Here is a 17427-nt window from a genome sequence, read left to right on the forward strand (position 1 = left end):
TCCTGGGTGGCGGGATTGGCTCGAGCGATCATCCTTGCCGATCACGTCGGTTCAGGCCCGGCTGCGGTCCTCGGCCTGTGAGTCCGCCCCGGAGGGGTGGTTGGGGTCCGGGGGAGACGAACACAGACGGAAGGCGCCCCTATGGGCGCCTTCCGGAACTACGTCGAGGGCGAGGAGAGCGACGGAGCTAATGCTCAGAGAATTAGTCTGTAGAAGGAAGCTCCGTTCATGGCCTCGCTACGGCCAACCGTAGCAGTCAGTCCGGGATCAGGTCGCGCAAATTTTCCAGGGTGATGATCCGGGACTGCGGGTGCAGGCCGTCGGGGCGTTCCAGGCCGATGTAGGTGACGGGCTTGTCGGGGATCGTCTCGCCGTCCCACAGCGCCATGCCGGCAGCATGGTCGGCCATCAGGTCGGTGAGGTACCGCACGGTCAGCTGGTCGCGCTCGAGGATGCCGCGCAGCAGCCGTGCGACGGACACCTGGTTGTCCTCGACGCGGTTGGCCGTCGGGGCGCCTTTGAGGTACAGGTGCAGCCACTTGGCGCGCCACCGGCCATCGTCTCCGCGCAAGAACACCAGCGGCAGCGCGACCTTGCCCGGACCGCGCAGCTCCGACTTCATACGCACGGTGCGCGGTTCGAACGGGCGGCCCCGCTGCTCGGTCTCGCGCAGCATGAACCCGAAGAACGACTCCGCGACCTCCTCGAACCCCTCCCCGGAGAAGATGTTGACCTGCGGCACGATGAACGGCGGGCGCACGGCGCCCAAGCGCAAGTTGATGAACTCCGAGGCGCCGTCGGGCGCGTCCGTGATGTCACCGGAGTGCTCGCCCTCGACCTCGGTGAGCGACGTGTACGACAGCCAGAAGGCAGTCGTGCAGTCGGCGTTCAGCATCAGCGCCGACAGGTCGTAGTCGGTGCGGTGGCGGCTCTGCTTCCAGTACACGAAGAAGCGCAGCAGTTCGCCGTCGACCGGGGACACCGAGCCGCGCGGCAGCACACCCAGGCCGGACGAGGTCGCCTTGCCGCTGAGCGGGAGCGCGACGTCGAGGACGTCCGGATCGATCAGCAGATGGCCCGCAGCGGGCAGACGGCGGCGTATCTCGGCGTCGAGCGCGGCGATGAGTCGCTTGACTTCGTCAGCCGGCACGGGCGGGCGGTTGTCGGGCGTGACCCAGGCGCGGCCGAGTCGGTTGATGAAGACGCGGCGTTCGCCGGTGTCTTCGACCCGGTTGTGGAAGTGCTCGCGGACCGACAGCACGACCCGTCCGGAGACTCGGGTCGCGACCTCTTCGACGGCGGCCACGACCGCCTCCCGCTCGCCGTCGGTGGACGCCGTGCGCAGCAGGCGGTCCAAGGCGCGCAGCAGTTTGCCGGGGGCCGACTTCAGCAGCTGTGCGGCGCCGATGACATCGCCTGTGCGGAGCAGTTCCTCGACCCGGCTGTCGAAGGATTACGCCCGCTTCTCGCCACGCGCGACCGCGAACACGTCGGCGGCGTAAGGCCATTGCGGGTACTCGTGCGGGTGGAGCCCCTCGCCGAGACGCTTCCAGGCTTCGCGGTGGGGATGGACATCGGCGAGCTTGGCCGGGGCCGCGGCGACGACGGTGTCGAGACCCGCGAGCAGGGCGCGGCGGAAGCGGCGGGACAGCGCCCTGAACCGCGTCGGCTCTCTCAGGGACACGTCACCGCCCGACAGCGCGCAGGCCAGGCGCAGCACATCGGTGACAGTGTCCAGCAGCGGCTGTGTACCGGCTTTCAAACGAGCGTGGTTGACGAACGCGCGGTTCTCCCGGATCGGGATCGCCTCCGGCTGAGGACCGTGCACGCAGTGTCCGGCGAGAGCCTTGAGGTCGTCGAGGTCGTCCTCGCTGGGCGGTGTGCTGCTGCCGGCCAGGGCAACGTAGAGGGCGGTGACCTCGCGGTCCAGGTTCTCGCCCAGGTGCAGCACCGTCAGGCGGTTGCCCGCCGCCGCGATCAGCTCGTCGTGGTGGGTGAGCATCTCGGCATACGTGTGGCGGTAGTTGCCGTACGACGGCAGCGTCAGCAGATCCACTACACCGGTACTGAGCTGGTCGAGCGTGCCGACGCGGGACGCGTCGTCGGTGAGGGCCTCGGAGATACACCGCATCCAGAAGTCGAACGTTTCGGGCACGTTCGCCGGGAAGTCGATGAAGTAGACGTTGTGCCGGACGTGGTCGCCGACCATCTCGCGGACTGTGGCCAACGTGCGCACGGCGGTGTCGACGACCGCGCCCTCGGACAGCTTGGACAGGTGCGACAGCAGGTCTGCCGAGAGTTTGAAGCCCACGGACATCAGCACGGCGTCGAACTGCCGTGCCGCGACGCCGCCTTCCCCGGCGGGACCCGCGGGTGAAGGGAGGCGGTGGGTGTGCCGGATGACCAGCGATTCGAAACTCTGACCCATGCCGGAATGATCCCAGGACCGGGCGCACCGGTGCATTCGAGTTTCGAGCAAGGACGCCGGGACAGGACACTCCGCGGCAGTTCGTGAAGCGCCAGTCGGCGTAACGTGTGCCTGCCACCGGGTGGTTTACGGCGTTCCCTGCCGAGCATGAGCCGGTCCACCAGGTGAAATCGAATCATGAACATTCGTCGTATCTCCGCCGCGCTGGGAGCGGTCACCGCCGCAGCCGTCCTCGGTATTGCGCTCCCCACCTCGACCCAAGCCGCCGAAGGCGTTCTGATCATCAACGACCAGGTACACGTCAACCCCCACGGCTGCTTCTCGCTCCACCACCAGGTCAGACCGGCGCGAGTCCTGAACGAGACCACCCGGGAAGCGTTCGTCTTCGCCGGGTACGACTGCAGCGGCCCCATTGTTCGGGTGGTCCCCGAGTTCCGCGGCGCAGTCATCGAGTTCGGGCACTCCCTGTTCGTTGAGTGACTCCCGCACCACCGTCCGTCCAAGCCCCCGGGTTCCGGCCCGGGGGCGCTGGTTTTCTCACGGACAACAGGCCAGGGGCAACGGCTCCCGGGCTGCCCTCATCGCCTGCCCTGATGGTGACCGGACTCTGGCGAGATGACAGGTACCCCGAACAGCCCGTGAGCCCGGACCGGTTGGTCCGGGCTCGCCGCGTTTCCGCGGGGGCGGACGTTCGTGCACGCGATGCTGTGCTCAACGCTCAACACGCATGAGGCCGCGCGCTGTTGATGCTCGTTGCAAGTCCCCGCCTTACGCACGGACTTCCTCAGCCCTCCTCGTCGTGAGGGCGTGGGACGGGACGGCTCGGCACGCCAGCGGGGACGAGTTGCGGGCGCTTGGCGGTGCGTCCATCACCGGAGGAACGGCCGCGAAGGCGCCGGGTGAGCCAGGGGCCGAGGAAGTCGGCGGCCCATCGGAGTTCGCCGGTGGCGGCGCGCCATCCGGTGGGTGTGGGTGTCGTCGGCGGCGGCAGAGGGTGGGTCCAGGTCTCGTCGGCGCCGGGCGGGTTGAGGGCGTGGGCGAGGGCAGCCGCGATGCGCTGGTGGCCGAGAGGGCTGGCGTGGAGGCGGTCGGGGCTCCACAGGCGGGGGTCAGTGACGACGGGGTGGTGGCTCGTTTCGGCGACGGTGACGCCGTGGCGGCGGGCGGCTTCACGAATGCGCTGGTTGAGGGCGGTGACGCGCGAGTTGAGGGGGCGGGCGAGCGGGGTGATGCGGGCCGGGTCGGGAAAGGTGAGCGTGGCGACGTGGGCGCCCTGAGCGGTGAGGGCGGAGAACATCGCTTCCAGGTGGCCGGCTACGCGGTCGGCGTCGAAGCGGGGGCGGAGGAGGTCGTTGACGCCGACGACCACGGTGGCCAAGTCGGGGCGCAGTGCCAGGGCGGGCGCGAGCTGTTCGGCGTGGATCTGCGCGGCGAGGCGACCTCGTACGGCGAGGTTGGCGTAGGCGAGGCCGGGGTTCTCGCGTGCGAGGTGTTCGGCGAGGCGGTCGGCGAAGCCGCGCAGGCCGGTGGTGTCGTCGCCGTCGCCCATACCCTCGGTCTGGCTGTCGCCCAGCGCGACGTAGCGGCTGTACGCGGCGTCAGTGGCGGGCATGGGTCTGCCGCCTCTCCTGCAAGACCCTGATCGCGCGCCGGCACCAGTCGTGATTGCCCTGTTCGAAGGCCAGGCCGCGCATGACGGCGCCCCGGAGACGATGCTCCGGGGTGCCGTCGCGTCCGGCCTCACGACTTATGTCGCCGTGGGATCCTCTCCGGCCACAGCCTGCGTCCTACCAGCTGCCGCCCCAGACGGCCCGTGTTCCAGCAGGGCAGGTCAGCCGGAAGTTCCACTGCCCCGAGAAGGTCTCGGGGAACAGGTGGCGGCCGTTCGTGCAGTCCACATACACGTGGTACGACCTGGCCCTGCACGTCATGAAGAAGTTGCGGCCACCGCTCGTGCGTCCGTTCCAGCAATTCGCGGCTGCGAGCTCAGGCTTGGCGGAACTCGATGCGCGCTGGACCGGGGTGTTCGCAAAGAGCGACGACGACAGTCCCGCGGTGCTGGTCTTGCTCTGCCCATCAGTGCTGGTCGCTTGAGCTTCGGCGGTCTTCGGCGCCGGGTCGGCGCCGGCTGGCGCGGCGAGTCCGGCGAGCGTCGTGATCGCGATCGCTGCGGCAGCCGCAGCGTTCCTCAGGAACGTCATGCTCTCCTCCGAGTGGGCTAGTTGAGCGGTGCACGGGACTTTGATGCTGGCCGTGCTGTTCCGACCGGCGGTGACACCGCTGGAACCGTGCATACGCCGCTTTTGACGCCTGCGCCCAGTACGGCCACTTCACCAATCGGGACATATCTACTGACGCTTCCTCAACGAGCCGGAACCGCCCACGTCACCCAACAGTCGCTGCGGTCCGCCTGACGCCCGCTGCAGCATCGCGACCTCTTCCATCTGTCTCGCAAGCACCATTCGCCGAAGGCGCTCAACGGCGCCTGTCCCCGGAGAGATACGCAAGGGTCCGTGCCGACTGCCCCCGGCGCGGACCCTTTGTGTAGCCCGTCTGTATAGGGGCAATTCTTTGCGAGGTTGACATTGTCCCGCGGTCGGCCGCGACGTCCGCCCTCGGGGCAGACCGCCGCGCCGCATTCGGAGGGATCCTCCGCGCGGCGCAACTCGGTGAGCAGGACGGCGTGCAGACGTGGCCAGACTCCGGCCTCGGTCCAGCCCCGAAGCCGGCGCCAAGCCGTGACTCCGTAGCAGCCCACGGCTTTCGTCGGGATGTCGTGCCAGGCGACCCCGGTTCGCAGCACGTACATGACGTCAGCGCGGGCCGCTCGGCCGGGAACGTCCAGTCGCCCGGGGTAGCGGTGGCGCCGCTCGGGGGGCGGGTGGCAGCAGCGGAGCCACCCGCTCCCACAGGCCGTCCGGCACAAGAACAGCACGCACCCGGACACCCTGCCCACCGTGACCGCCAACGGGAGATCCTCAACTCGACTTGGTCCCTGTGGGATTCCGGTGGTGAGTCGGCGGGGCGCGAATCGGATCAGTTCAGCTGCGGTGGGACCCAGGCGTGGTGTCGAAGGATCATGCGTGTTGCGGCGCGGGAGGGTGTCAGCCGCATCGCCGTGTTGCGCAGGGCGACGGCCAGTGGGTGGGAGAGCTGCTGCCCCATCCGCCCGGCCTGCCGGGCGGCCCGCGCGACCTCCTGGCTGCGCGGCCGGCGCTCGGCGTCGTAGCGAGCGAGCGCGGCTTCGACGGTGGGCTCGGAGGCGAGCGCGGCGGCCAAGGTGACCGCGTCCTCCAGCGCCTGGCAGGCGCCCTGTCCGAGATTGGGAGTCATCGCGTGTGCCGCGTCGCCGAGCAGCGCGATCCGGCCGACCGTGAACGAGGGGAGCGGCGTGCGGATTTCGTTGACGTCGTGGTGCAGCACGGCGGCGGGCCGGGTCGCGTCGAACAGGGCGGGGATCGGGTCGTGCCAGTTGCGGAACCGTCGGCGCAGTTCGGCCAGTGGGTCGGCGAACCGCGTCCCGGCGGGCAGGTTGAGGACGGCGTGCCACTCGGCCCGCCCGTCGCAGAAGGCGATGTGCCCGAACTCGGCCCCCTGCCCCCAGGTCAGCTCGAAGTCGGTGCGCAGTTCGACCGCGTGCTCGGTGATGGCGCGCAGCACCGTCGAGCCGCTGTAGACCGGGCCGGGGTGGGCTGGGAAGAGAAGGCTGCGCACCTTGCTGCCGATGCCGTCGGCCGCCACCACCAGATCGGTGTCCAGGGTCGTGTCGCCGCAGCCGACTCGAACCGTCCCCGGGCCGATCTGCCGGACCGAGCCGGCCGCGGAGCCGATCAGCAGTGCCTCGGCGGGCAGGAACTCGCGAAGCAGCCGGTGCAAGGTGGAGCGAGGGATGCCCATGATCGGTGTGCCCACCGCCTTCTCCAGCACCGCGCCGTCCATCCGGGCCAGCCAACCACCCTCTGGCGTGCGGGTGCCGCCGCTGTACTGGCCTCGCGAGGCATCCCGTACAGCCTCGCCGACGCCGAGTTCGTCCAGCGCCCGCAGGCCGTTGGCGGCCAGTGAGATGCCCGCCCCGGCGTCCTCGAGCATGGACGCGCGCTCGACGACCGTCACTTCCCATCCGATGCGGCGCAGGCCGATCGCGGCGGCCAGCCCGCCGATGCCCCCTCCGACCACCACTGCCGTGTTGCCCATGTCGAAGCTCCAATTCTTCTACACCTGTAGAAGGCAACGCTATCTGAGGCTCCAGAGGTGTAGAAAGGGGCCATGGCTTCGGATCGGCGCACCCTCCTCGCGGACGCGGCTCTCGACGTACTCGCCGACGAAGGGATCCGCGGCCTGACCCACCGGGCAGTCGACCGTCAAGCAGCCCTGCCGCCCGGCACCACGTCGGCGTACTTTCGCACCCGAGCCGCGCTGCTCATCGGACTCGTCACTCGCCTCGTCCAACTCGACCAGGTGGAACTGCAAACGATGGCCGAGCATCTTCCGCCCATCCGCACCGCCGAGGAACTGGTCGACGGCATGGTGCTGCTCACCCGACAGCGACTCACCGGAGAGGGCCGCCGCCGCTCGCTCGCCCGTTACGCCTGTGCCGTCGAGAGCGTGCGCGACCCTGAGCTGCGCGAGATCCTCGTCCCCCGCGAGAACGCCGGCCGCGAGGCCGTCCGACTGTTCCTCGCCGGTCAGGGTGTAACGGATGTCGAGAATCGCACTCACACGCTGCTGACCTGCATCGACGGGCTGGTCTTCGACCGGCTGGTGAGCGGCGGCGAAGTGCCGCGCGAGGCCCTCGAAGGCATCGCCACCGCCGCCCTGCGTTAGGACCCGGCCGCCCACGGCTCCGGCCCGAGCAGCGTGCCCTCGACCAGAGGGCACGCCTCCGCCCCGTTCAAACGCTCGGTATCCGCTTTCGCGTGGCGGACGACCGCACCTGGGGCGAGGGGCGAGGGACGCGGGTGCGGGTAGAGCGCGAACCGGGCGCAACGACCGAGGCGGGCGAGGCCGGGTGGCGCCCATGCAGAGTGCTCCTGGTGCCGACGCCTCTACGAAGCCTGCGGCCAGTCGAGTTCCTTGCGCGGGAGACGAAGCGGAACTACGCCACGGACATTCGGATCCTCCTGACATTCCTGTCGTCGCGCGGGATCGACCGGCGCCGGGCCTCCGAGCAGGACCTGCTGAACTACAGGACCTGGCGCTGCGATGCTCCGCAGAATCCCGAGCGAATCAGCGGGTCGAAATGGAACCGTGAGGCCGCTGCCTTCACACGCCTTTTCAAGTGGGCGAGGGTGAGCCCGCGGCCGGTGGACGCGTCCCGGCGGGAGGACCGTGCGGCTGACTCGGCCAGTGCCCGGGTGTCGTGGCTGACACCGCGTACGTGGAGCTTGTGGTCGGACGTCGGCCTGCGCGGTCACGGCCGCGACGGGGTGCCGAGTTGGGGATGGGATGCGCGGACCGAGGCCCGTAACACCTCGTTTGTGCAGTTCATCTTGAGCTCGGGGCTTCGGCGACAGGAAGGCGGGTCGCTTTTGACGTTCGAGCTGCCCGCTCAGCGATTGCAGCACGGGCGCTACCAGCACGGCCAGCTCGCCGGGGCGGTGACCCGATCGAAGAACGGCCGTACCTTCTACACCTCGCTGGATGCCCTGCGGCAGGTCGAAACCTATGTGCAGTCGGAGCGTGCTTGGGCGGTGAAGCGCGCTCAGCAGATGGGCCGCTACGAGCGGGTTGAGCAGATGCGCCTGGTCACGAAGGTGACCCGCGGCCGGGCACCGAGAGTCTTCTGGGTGGACCGAAATGGTGTCGAAGGCCATCAGTACTTGACCCATCTGGGCTGGCGGGAACGGCAGTGGTTGTTCGTTGAGGGCCCGGAGGGGCCGGAACCTGCGTGGCTGTGGCTGACCGAGCAGGGCTTGCCGATGCTTCCCGACCGCTGGAACACGGTGTTCACCACGGCGAACCTGCGCTGCGAAGAGGTGCTGTTGTCCCCCGCCGAGCGGGAGGTGAGCCGGAACCTCCGAGCCGCGGAGGTCCGGGGCCTGACTCCGTACGCGACCCCGCACTCCACGCGTCACTCCTTCGCGCTCTACATGCTCATCGTGCTGAACCAGCTGATGGAGACGCGCTTCGGATTGACCGCGGCGGATCGCCGGGATTTCGCGATGCTGTTCGGCGATCCCTGGTGGCTGGTCAAGACCCTCCTCGGGCACGCGGACGTCGAGACGACCAAGCGCCATTACCTGGCTCCCGTCGCGCACCTGCAGATGGAGTCGATCCTGGCGACGGCCGAGGCCGACGAACCCGACTGCAAGGTCGAGGACATCGACGGCGTGTTCGCGCGGCTCGCGAAGGAGTCGGCCGGGATCCAGGACATCGACGTCATCGTCGACCGGCTGCCGGTGGCCGGCCAATGAGCCGCCGCGGGCGTCGGGCAGTCCTGCCTCCGACCGACTTCACTACGGAGCCAGCGCTTGCCGCAAACGGACTGGTGGTCACCGTCGTCAACAAGGCTGGCCACGGGAAGGACTTCGCCTTCCCCGGCCTGCCAGTCCCGGAGCCGATGCAGCGCTCCCTGGCAACGGTGTTCGCTGCCCAGCAGGTGAGGTGGACCAGCCATTACAGCGCCACAGCCGCCTGGAACAGGCTGATGCCTGAACACAGATGGCACCAGCGCTGGTACGCGCACTGGCAGCGGCTCGACGACCTGGCGGACAAGGTCGGCCGCCCGTCCTGGGCTGCCGCTCGGGTACGGGCCAGCGACACCGACCGCACCCTGGTCGATCTTCTGCTGAAGGGACAACTTGCCTCATGAGCCTCCCTCTTGCCTCGGAGAGCGACCCCTATCTGCTGCCGCCCCCCACCCCGGACAGCCCGGTCGTCCTTCCTCGGTGGATCAGCTCCGGAAACGTCAACCCCAACGGTCGTTACCAGGAGCAGGTCTGGCCGCTCGGGCCGTTCATCGACCGTCCCGGCGCCAGCCTGATCAAGATCCACTGGAGAAACTGCCCCGCGTCGATGACGGGGCAGATCAAGCAGGTGACCTGGACGGCCAGCTGCGGCCCACCTACCTCCAAAGCCGAGGGGTTCGGGCCCGTTCCAGGGGCTCCGCCAATGAAATGCGTGAAACCTGCTACGAGTGGATGCGACTCGGCCGCTGGCTGGACACCGCTGGCGTCAAAGATCTGCGTGGCTGCACAGACGACCACTGGATTGCTTACGTCACGGACCGTTTCCGTGCCAATCCGACCCGGCACCACGCTGAGGAAACTCTGAGTCGCCTCACTGATCTGTGGGCATTTGACCAGCTCTGCACTCAGTCCACCGGCGTCACGCAACCGCCTTGGGAAAGGGAAGGCGTCGACAACTATCTCCCATCCGCTACCCCGCAGGACACCGGCGAGAACACAACCGAGCCGCTGGATCCGAGCGTGGTGAGCCCGCTACTGATGTGGTCGATCCGCATGGTCGACGATCTCGCGGACGACATCCTGGCCGCCTGGGTGGTATGGCGCCGCATGCAGCAGTTGGCCATCACCAACCCGAGCTCGCCCGCAGGACTGGCCGCGCTTGATGACTACCTTTTGCCCCGACTCTCCGCGGGCACGGGCCTGCCGACCACCGAGTGGCGCGGCAAGACTGTCCTGGCCGCCACATTCATCGCGGCCACCGTCGGCTGCAGCGTCAACCAGGTCAGTGGCTTTCGACAGCGTCACGAGCTCAGAACGCTGCAGCCAGGGCCCTGCCCGCTCCCGGTAGCTGTGACCGGGCAGATCAACGGCAGGCCCTGGCGCGAGCACCTCGACTTCAACGAGGTCTCGACCTTGATGAGGCAGTTGGCCACCGCCGCGATGATCGTCTGTCTCTACCTGACCGGCATGCGGCCGCAGGAAGTACAAGGTCTGCGGTCCGGATGCTGCCCCGATCCTGAGGACAGCGGCCGCCATCTCATCCGCAGTCACCACTACAAGAACGTCACCGACGACGACGGCCAGCACGTCTCGGCCGGTGAGGAACGGGAGGTCCCCTGGGTCGCCATTACCCCGGTCGTCCGTGCGATCCGAGTCCTTGAACGCATGGTCCCCGAGGGCGAACTGCTCTTCAGCTCTGCCCATCACGACTTTGCCCGTGGCCGCCAGCGCGGCGGCGCCTTGAAGAACAGCAGCATGAATCGGCGGATCGAAGACTTCATTGCCTGGATCAACCGGGAGACCGAATCCCATGGGCTGCAGGACCAGGGCGTCCCCCAGGACCCTCACGGCGCCATCGGGCTCGGGCGGTTCCGCCGGACCCTGGCGTGGCACATCGCCCGCAGACCTGGCGGACTCGTCGCGCTCGCGATCCAGTACGGCCACATGCGCACCGTCCTCGACGCCCGTACCTCCAGCGGCTACGGCAGCCGAAGCCGCCGCGGCGTCCACAGCGTCCTCGACGTCGAGACCGCCCTGGCCGCTGCCGACACCGCCGCACGGCTGCGGGACCGCCTCGCCGCCGGCGAGAAGGTTTCCGGGCCCGCCGCCCGACGAGCCCTCACCGCCGCCGTCCAGGCGCCACGATTCGAGGGCCGTACCGTCACCCAGAAGTTCGCCAAACAGGCCGCCGACTACCTGGCCCGCGACGGCCTGGTCCTCTTCGACAACCCGGACGCTTCGCTGATCTGCGTCTTCAAACGCGACAACGCGCTCTGCGAACCAGGCCCCGACGCAACCGCCCCGAACCAGTTCGACTGCCGCCCCGGCTGTGGGAACGCCGTCCGCCTTGACAGCCACGCGACCGAACTGCTGAAAGAGACCGACCGCATCAACAAACTCGCGGCCCTCTCCCCTCAGCCGCTGGCCAGGCGTCTCCGCATCGCCGCCGAGCAATACCGCGCCACCGCCGACATTCACCACGCCACCGCCCAACCTGCCGAGGACCTGTCGTGACCGAGCGATACACCGACGAGCGGACACGCATCCGTGCCGCCATGGACCGGCTCCTCGCCGGCCGACCGACAGCCTCCGACGGCGCACTGACCGTCGTCGCTCTCGCGGCCGAGGCCGGTGTTCACCGCATGGCCCTCCAAAAGCGTCATGCGGACCTGAAGCACGAGTTCTACGAACGCGTCCGCACCGAGACGAAGCAACCCCCGGAATCGGAAAAGCGGCTCCGCAGGACTGTGTCCGACCTGAAGGAAACCGTTGCCGCGCAGAAGGCTGAAATCACGGCACTCCGGCACCAAGTCACTCAGCTCGCACTCGCCAACGCCGTCCTCACTCGCCAGGGCCACAATCTGCGCGAGAGCCCGGCGGAGGCACCAGGCAATGTCGTACCCCTCCATCCGAAGGGAGAATGACCGGACGGGCACCCCCGACCGCAGGTCTGGGTCATCTCTCTAACGATGGCACCTGGGCGGCGAAATTCAGGAGCCATTCGGTGACGTTCCAGGCAGGATGCCCCTGTGAACCACGTTCTGTGCGGGCTTGCCGCCAACGCAAACCTGCCGTCCGAGCTGGTCGACCGGCTGATCGCGGTCGCAGACGCCGAGATCGCTGCGGACCTCGCGCATCGAGCCGACCTCAGCCACGCGCAAGCGGTGGTGCTGGCCGCTCGTGTCGAGGAAGGCGCTGTGTCGCTTGCGTATGCAGGCCTGCTGACCGCCGCAGACGTTGATCCCGCGATGCAACCGGACGTCGCGCTCGCCCTGCTGGCCGAGCGTGCGGGACGCCCGGAGTGGGCACGTCTCCTCGCGGAAGATCCAGTCGTCGAGCGCCGGGAGAAGCTGGCCGCCTGCTCCGGCCTTCCGCTCGATGTGGTGAAGATGCTGGCCACCGACTCGGACATACACGTCGTTGCGGAGCTCGCATTGTGGACGACACCGGAGATGGCCACCAGACTTGCAGCGCATCCGCATGCCGAGGTCCGTCGCGCGGTGGCGGCCAACGAGGCGACGCCACCGGCCGTACTGGCGGCCCTGCTCACCAGCGAGGGGCTGCCTCCCGCGCAGCAGTGCCTGGTCTGCGACCGTGAAGCGGTGCCGTTCGTGCACGATCCGCAATGCTCGCGACTTGACTGCGATCTGCCGTCCGGCGCCTCCTGCGACGGCTCCCACGAGTCCACCAGGCACGACATGCAGCAGATGGCGATTCGGAACCCGGCCACACCCACTGAAGCCGTCGCTGGCTTCGTCGGCCACCCGTCGCTGCTGCTGCGCTGGGCGCTCGCCGGCCGCTCTGATCTGCCTTCGGAGGTCTGCGCTCGGCTCGCCGTGGATTCGAATCCCGGTGTTCGAGCTGACCTCGCTGAGAATCCGGCGATCGACGACGCCCTGATCCGCGTACTGGCCACCGATCGTGACCACGAAGTGCGGCGCAGGCTTGCCCACAACCCGCTCGTACCGCTCGACGTCCTGACCCGCCTGGCCAGCGCTACCAGGATCGGCACCACTCTGCTGCCGCGGATCGCCTCGGCATCCCCCGACGAGGTCGAGAAGCTGGCCGAATCACCTAACCCAGCCGCGCGGATGCTCATAGCCCAGCGCCGTGATCTGCCACCCGCTATACGCGACGCGCTGGCCGCAGACTCCGACGCAAAAGTGGTCAAGTCCATCGCTCCACACCCGGGCCTCTCGGAAGGCCAACTGCGCACCATGGTCGACCGGCACGGAGTCCAGGTCGTCGCCAAGGTGGCCGCCAATCCGGACGCGACTCCGGGACTTCTGGAAGACCTTGCCCGGCACGAACCATCGGTGCAGAAGGCGTTCCGCGAGATCGCCCGGCATCGCCATGCGTCGGCACCGGCGCTGCTCGCCTGCCTGGCAGACGCACAGGCGAGGCCTATAGCCGCCAGGCACGCGGCACTTCCACCGCCGATCATCGAAGAGCTACTCACCGACGCCGAATGGCAGGTGGTGGAGGCGGCAGCCGTCAATCCTTCGCTGCCCGTCGCTGTCATGTCGGATCTGATACCCCGGCTGTAAGCCCTGGCCGCCAACTGAACTCTTTGCCCTGCCAGTCACATCCTGGGAGACCCTTCGAAGAACCTCTTACTCTTGAACACAAGAACTTGACTGGGAACACCACTCTGTGGGGTAGTTGACCAGGCTGGCAGCGGTAAGCGCCGTGCCCAAGATGTCCCGACGAGAGCGGGCCTTGCCGCTGATGTTGTCGGCCTGCGTGTAACAGGCGCCCACGCTCTCCTCGGGAGTCGCGTTCATACGCGTGCCCATGTCGAGTTCACGGTCGTCGGCATCTGCGAGAGTCAGGTCAACGGCCGCCCCAGCGCTGTGCGGTGCGACCTCAGGGGGAGACACGTAACGACTGGCTGCCGAACGAACCTGCTCGACGGACCAGTCCGGATGATCGGCCCGCAGCTGATCTCCGTATTCGTCGAAGTAGTGACGTTGCAGGGACGGCGGGCGATACCCCTCGACGAACAGCAGCCGTATCCCTGGAGGCAGCTGTGCCTGGGCCTTGAGGAGTCGATCGAGCACTCCTTCCCGAAGGTGGGCAAAGGCGCCGGCGGAGTCCTGCCACTTCCGCTCGTCGACCAGCAGGGGACTGTCTCGTCGCACATCCATGAGCCGTTCACCGCACTCCTGAACAGGCACCGCTGCGACCTTCGGGTCGGACATCAGAATGATCCCAGTCATGACGCGATCATCTCGCGAGCCTGTGTAGTCGCAGCCAGTTTCGGATTCCCGCTCTCCGGTGAGCATCGGATCGACAACAACTCCCTGCGGACCGTACGAAACCTCTCCTCCGTCGTGCATGTCGCCGTGACGCTCCCCGATGGCCGCGACCTCCTCATGCCGCTCCACCCCGCGCGCGATCCCAACGTCGAAGGTCGGAGTCGGACCGTCGTGTGCCGCGCCGATGCCCAGGTCGGCCACCCGGGCCGCCCAGTACGGCTGGTCCACTGGGGTACCACCACCTGAGGCGTGCCGGCCAGAGCGGCCGTCGTCGTGGTGCCGGCCCCGCCGTGGTGCACGACGGCGGCCACCCGGCCGAACAGTGCCTGATTTCTACCGACTGCTGCAAGGCGCAACGACAAGGGACGTGTAGCTCTGCGCCCCGGACGGCGCGCTGCACCGCGTGAGCCGTCGTCGACACGACCGACACCAGCCGCATTGAGTCTGCTTGGATGTCGGGGATGACGAATAGTTCCCCGGTTCCCCGTGCAGTCGACGCCGATTCCAGCCGCCTGGCCACCTTGCTGGACCGTGCCGCCACCGGTCGGGGCAGTCAGGTCTGGAGCGACCTATGGACGGAGCTGTATCACAACGGATCCCTCGAAGTGCCCCATCCGCTGGTGCTGCCTGCCCGGCCGGGAGCGGGAGAACCCGGATAACGGCCCTGCCCTGTCAGGGAGCGAGGTCGGCTTGGCGGAGGCCGCGGAACACTGTGGGGGTCGCCCAGCCACGCAGGGCAGCGTGAATCGCCGATCGGAAGGCGGCCTCGGCGGTGCGGGCATCGAGGGCTTCAGCCAGCTCGAGCGTCACAAGGCCGTGCAGGGTGACCCACAGTGAGAGAGCGATCGACGTTGCTTCGCCTGCGAGGACGGAACTTGTCACGGCCCGGTCGATCGCCGCGATGAGCGGCCGGATGGGGTCACGGGTGCCGACCGCGCCCGACGGTTCGAAGGTTTGTGCCCCTCCGAACAGCACCGTGTACAGGTGGCTGTGTCCGCATCCCCATCGCCGGTATGCGATGGCCAGGGCATAGAGGTCGGCGAGGGGATCCTCAGAGCTCGGCACCGCCGACAGGTCCTGGAACAGGCCGGCGACAGCCCTGTCGCGTACCGCTCCGATCAGTCCGTCCTTGCCGCCGAACAGGGAGTACACGGCCGTCGTCGACGCGCCGGCGGCAGCTGCCACGGCGCGGACCGTGACCGACTCCCGCGAACCCGTGGCGAACATCTCGGTCGCACACGCCACAAGCCGCTCTTTGACCGCCTCGTCGTTCGTCCTCGGTCTGCCCATGACGAGAAGCCTACCCCTTCTGATAACGTCGTTTTGAAACAGCGTTCTGAAACTTGGGGGTAACCGTGGCTGCATTCGCCATACGCCTTGTCCGCTTCACCGGACGCTTACTGCTGGCGCTGACTGCCGTCGTGACGCCGGCTGTTGTCTTTCTCGTGTTGATCGTCCTCACGGATGGGGCCGGCTCGGGACTCCCCGCTTGGCTGACGACCCTCGGAGTTGCTTCTGCCGCCGCGCTGTGGCGGAGCCGGCGCCGTACCGGGGCGGCACAACTCGTGCCGTTCGTACCGGTGGTTGTCGCGGCAGTGCTGACGGCGACGGTCTGCGTCCCGACCGTGCCCAGGACCCGGCAACACCCGCCCGCCCTGCCCTTCGTGGCTACACAGCACTGGAGTCTGAACACCGGCAGTAGGGTCGCTGTGTATCACTACCCGCCCGCAGACCCTGGGACCCGACACCCGATCCCGCTCGTGTACCTCAACGGGGGGCCGGTCCGCGGCATATCGGTACTCGACCACCGATTCCTGCAACTCCTGGCAGGCCGGGGCTACGACGTCTACACCTACGAACAGGCCGGCGGCGGGCGCAGCGACCTGCTCCCCATGGACCAGTACACGATCTCCAGATCGGTCCGTGACCTCAACGCCTTCATCCACCGTCTGGGCAAAGGCAAGGCCGACGTCCTCGGCTTCTCGTCAGGCGCGGTCGTGCTCACCCGAGCACTCGCCGACCCCTCCGTCACCACACAACTGCACCGCGCGATCATCGCCGAGCCCGGCCCGATGGACGGTCCCACATCAAGGATCACCGGGCACACGGGACGTCCGTCCGCGCGCGACCTCGCACCGAGCATGACCGGACCGCGATCAACGCACATCCCCCGCTACGCCGTTGCTTTCGGCCTCATGCGACTCGGACTCCTCACCCCCGACTCCAAACTGATCGGACAGGCCGAAGGCGACAACGCATTCACCGCCGCCGACCTCGGCAGCGATACCGCATCCGCCTACTGCGCGCGCGACGCGCACCGCATCCCGTCCGAAGACACGCCACAGAACTTCTCCTTCAGCCCCGCCGCCAGCCTCCGCATGCAGCAGACGGTGAAGGAGTCCCCGTCCATCGCCCCGCAACTGAGGCGCTCAAAGACGCCCACCATGCTGATGATCGCCGAGTGCTCCTCCCAGATTCGCCAGTGGGAGACCACCGTCCTCGCCAGTGACCCCGCCATCCAGCGCACGCAGTACATGCCCGGAGTCGGGCATCACATGTGGAACGGCCTGGACGACAACAACGACCGAGCCGCCTCCGTTGTCACCGCGTTCCTCCAAGGCGAGCCGACACCTCTGCCGAACTACCCCACTCGCGAGGAGATCCCCGCATTCCTGCGTAATCGCGAGTGACGCCCGTGCAGCCCGTCACCGGCATGGGCTGGCGAAGCTCGGAGATACGGTGTTCCGCGACATGTATGCCGCAGAGCGCCATGGGGCCGCGCCGCAGGTGGGTGATCCCGGTCAAGACAGATCCGGTGAGTGGTTTATCAGGCCGGGTCCTTGCACAACTCGTCAATGCGGCCCGTGCGGCGTCGAGCCCGATCACGGTCGTCAGGATTTCCCTGACAGGCTCGCCGTCGCGCTGCCCGTGCCGTACCTCTCCGTCGAATCCCAACTCCGCCTCCCTCGCCCGCTGTCGATCACACTGGCGGCCAGCATGCCACCGGCCACTGACAAGCGGTCCGGACCTGCCCTCGGACCGGACCGCTCACCGCGTGCTACTCCTCGCTAGTGCTTGGCCGGAAAGGTCTGCCGGAAAGCTCGCGGCGTCCGGTGCTGGGGGCACCTCCCACGCCCTTCAGGCAGTGGGGGAACATCGCAAGGCGGAGCATCACCCGCGTACCGGATGTACTCGGGTGATGCGACAACGCGGCGAGCCGTGCCGGGCGTCGCGAGCCGGTGAACCCTTCCGGTCACACTGGTGCCCCGGCAGGCAACGTTTGCCCGTCAAGGAGCGGCGAAGTGGGGGTACCCCCTGCTCGAAGAGCTTGGGG

At 68.2% G+C, this 17427-nt stretch carries 12 protein-coding genes and 4 pseudogenes; 8 read left to right on the forward strand and 8 right to left on the reverse strand.

The features are described from left to right. Positions 1 to 256: 256 nt before the first annotated feature. Positions 257 to 2428, reverse strand: a pseudogene (locus BIV24_RS23995) (TerD family protein). Positions 2429 to 2605: 177 nt separating this feature from the next. On the opposite strand from BIV24_RS23995, the gene BIV24_RS24000 reads away from it, so the two are divergent. Next, on the forward strand, positions 2606 to 2908 hold the full coding sequence (locus tag BIV24_RS24000) for a hypothetical protein (protein WP_071368502.1): 303 nt from the start codon (positions 2606 to 2608) through the stop codon (positions 2906 to 2908). 304 nt (positions 2909 to 3212) lie between these two features. On the opposite strand, the gene BIV24_RS24005 is transcribed toward BIV24_RS24000, so the two are convergent. From BIV24_RS24005 to BIV24_RS24015, 4 genes and pseudogenes are all read right to left on the reverse strand, one after another. After that, a complete protein-coding gene (locus BIV24_RS24005; RefSeq protein WP_071368503.1) occupies positions 3213 to 4040 on the reverse strand; it encodes an SGNH/GDSL hydrolase family protein in 828 nt (275 codons plus the stop codon). Between the two features lie 175 nt (positions 4041 to 4215). Continuing rightward, positions 4216 to 4629 carry a hypothetical protein gene (locus BIV24_RS24010; protein WP_071368504.1) on the reverse strand — a complete coding sequence of 138 codons (414 nt, stop codon included), beginning with the start codon at positions 4627 to 4629 and terminating at the stop codon, positions 4216 to 4218. Positions 4630 to 5021: 392 nt separating this feature from the next. Then, positions 5022 to 5367 (reverse strand): annotated as a pseudogene (locus tag BIV24_RS32395) (transposase); the annotation flags it as partial. A gap of 97 nt (positions 5368 to 5464) precedes the next feature. Further along, the gene (locus BIV24_RS24015; RefSeq protein ID WP_071368505.1) at positions 5465 to 6622 is read right to left on the reverse strand and encodes an FAD-dependent monooxygenase; all 1158 of its coding nucleotides are present in this window, start codon (positions 6620 to 6622) and stop codon (positions 5465 to 5467) included. Between the two features lie 72 nt (positions 6623 to 6694). Between BIV24_RS24015 and BIV24_RS24020 the strand changes: the two genes are divergently transcribed. The 6 genes from BIV24_RS24020 to BIV24_RS24045 all read left to right on the forward strand — a co-directional run bounded on the left by BIV24_RS24020 (position 6695) and on the right by BIV24_RS24045 (position 13382). Further along, entirely contained in the window at positions 6695 to 7252 is a 558-nt protein-coding gene (locus tag BIV24_RS24020; RefSeq protein WP_071368506.1) for a TetR/AcrR family transcriptional regulator, read from the forward strand. 200 nt (positions 7253 to 7452) lie between these two features. Further along, the gene (locus BIV24_RS24025) at positions 7453 to 8841 is read left to right on the forward strand and encodes an integrase (protein WP_218149331.1); all 1389 of its coding nucleotides are present in this window, start codon (positions 7453 to 7455) and stop codon (positions 8839 to 8841) included. Positions 8842 to 9074: 233 nt separating this feature from the next. Beyond that, positions 9075 to 9239 (forward strand): hypothetical protein, encoded by a 165-nt coding sequence (locus BIV24_RS34560; protein ID WP_157858017.1) that lies wholly within the window; start codon positions 9075 to 9077, stop codon positions 9237 to 9239. Between the two features lie 616 nt (positions 9240 to 9855). Beyond that, positions 9856 to 11349 (forward strand): integrase, encoded by a 1494-nt coding sequence (locus tag BIV24_RS24035; protein ID WP_342745268.1) that lies wholly within the window; start codon positions 9856 to 9858, stop codon positions 11347 to 11349. Continuing rightward, entirely contained in the window at positions 11346 to 11759 is a 414-nt protein-coding gene (locus tag BIV24_RS24040; RefSeq protein WP_107459673.1) for a hypothetical protein, read from the forward strand. Before BIV24_RS24035 ends, BIV24_RS24040 begins: the two co-directional genes overlap by 4 nt. 105 nt (positions 11760 to 11864) lie before the next feature. After that, complete coding sequence (locus BIV24_RS24045) at positions 11865 to 13382, forward strand: hypothetical protein (RefSeq protein WP_071368508.1); 1518 nt, start codon at positions 11865 to 11867, stop codon at positions 13380 to 13382. Positions 13383 to 13481: 99 nt separating this feature from the next. Here the strand turns inward: BIV24_RS24045 and BIV24_RS32400 are convergent. The 3 genes and pseudogenes from BIV24_RS32400 to BIV24_RS24055 all read right to left on the reverse strand — a co-directional run. Continuing rightward, positions 13482 to 14054 (reverse strand): annotated as a pseudogene (locus BIV24_RS32400) (M15 family metallopeptidase); the annotation flags it as partial. 186 nt (positions 14055 to 14240) lie between these two features. Further along, a pseudogene (locus BIV24_RS33585) lies at positions 14241 to 14425 on the reverse strand (nucleotide disphospho-sugar-binding domain-containing protein); the annotation flags it as partial. A gap of 340 nt (positions 14426 to 14765) precedes the next feature. Continuing rightward, on the reverse strand, positions 14766 to 15383 hold the full coding sequence (locus tag BIV24_RS24055; protein ID WP_071368510.1) for a TetR/AcrR family transcriptional regulator: 618 nt from the start codon (positions 15381 to 15383) through the stop codon (positions 14766 to 14768). A gap of 470 nt (positions 15384 to 15853) precedes the next feature. Between BIV24_RS24055 and BIV24_RS24060 the strand changes: the two genes are divergently transcribed. Beyond that, positions 15854 to 16783 (forward strand): alpha/beta fold hydrolase, encoded by a 930-nt coding sequence (locus BIV24_RS24060; RefSeq protein WP_245766919.1) that lies wholly within the window; start codon positions 15854 to 15856, stop codon positions 16781 to 16783. Positions 16784 to 17427: the final 644 nt, after the last annotated feature.

The organism is Streptomyces colonosanans, from assembly GCF_001866645.1.
GTDB classification, from domain to species: domain Bacteria; phylum Actinomycetota; class Actinomycetes; order Streptomycetales; family Streptomycetaceae; genus Streptomyces; species Streptomyces colonosanans.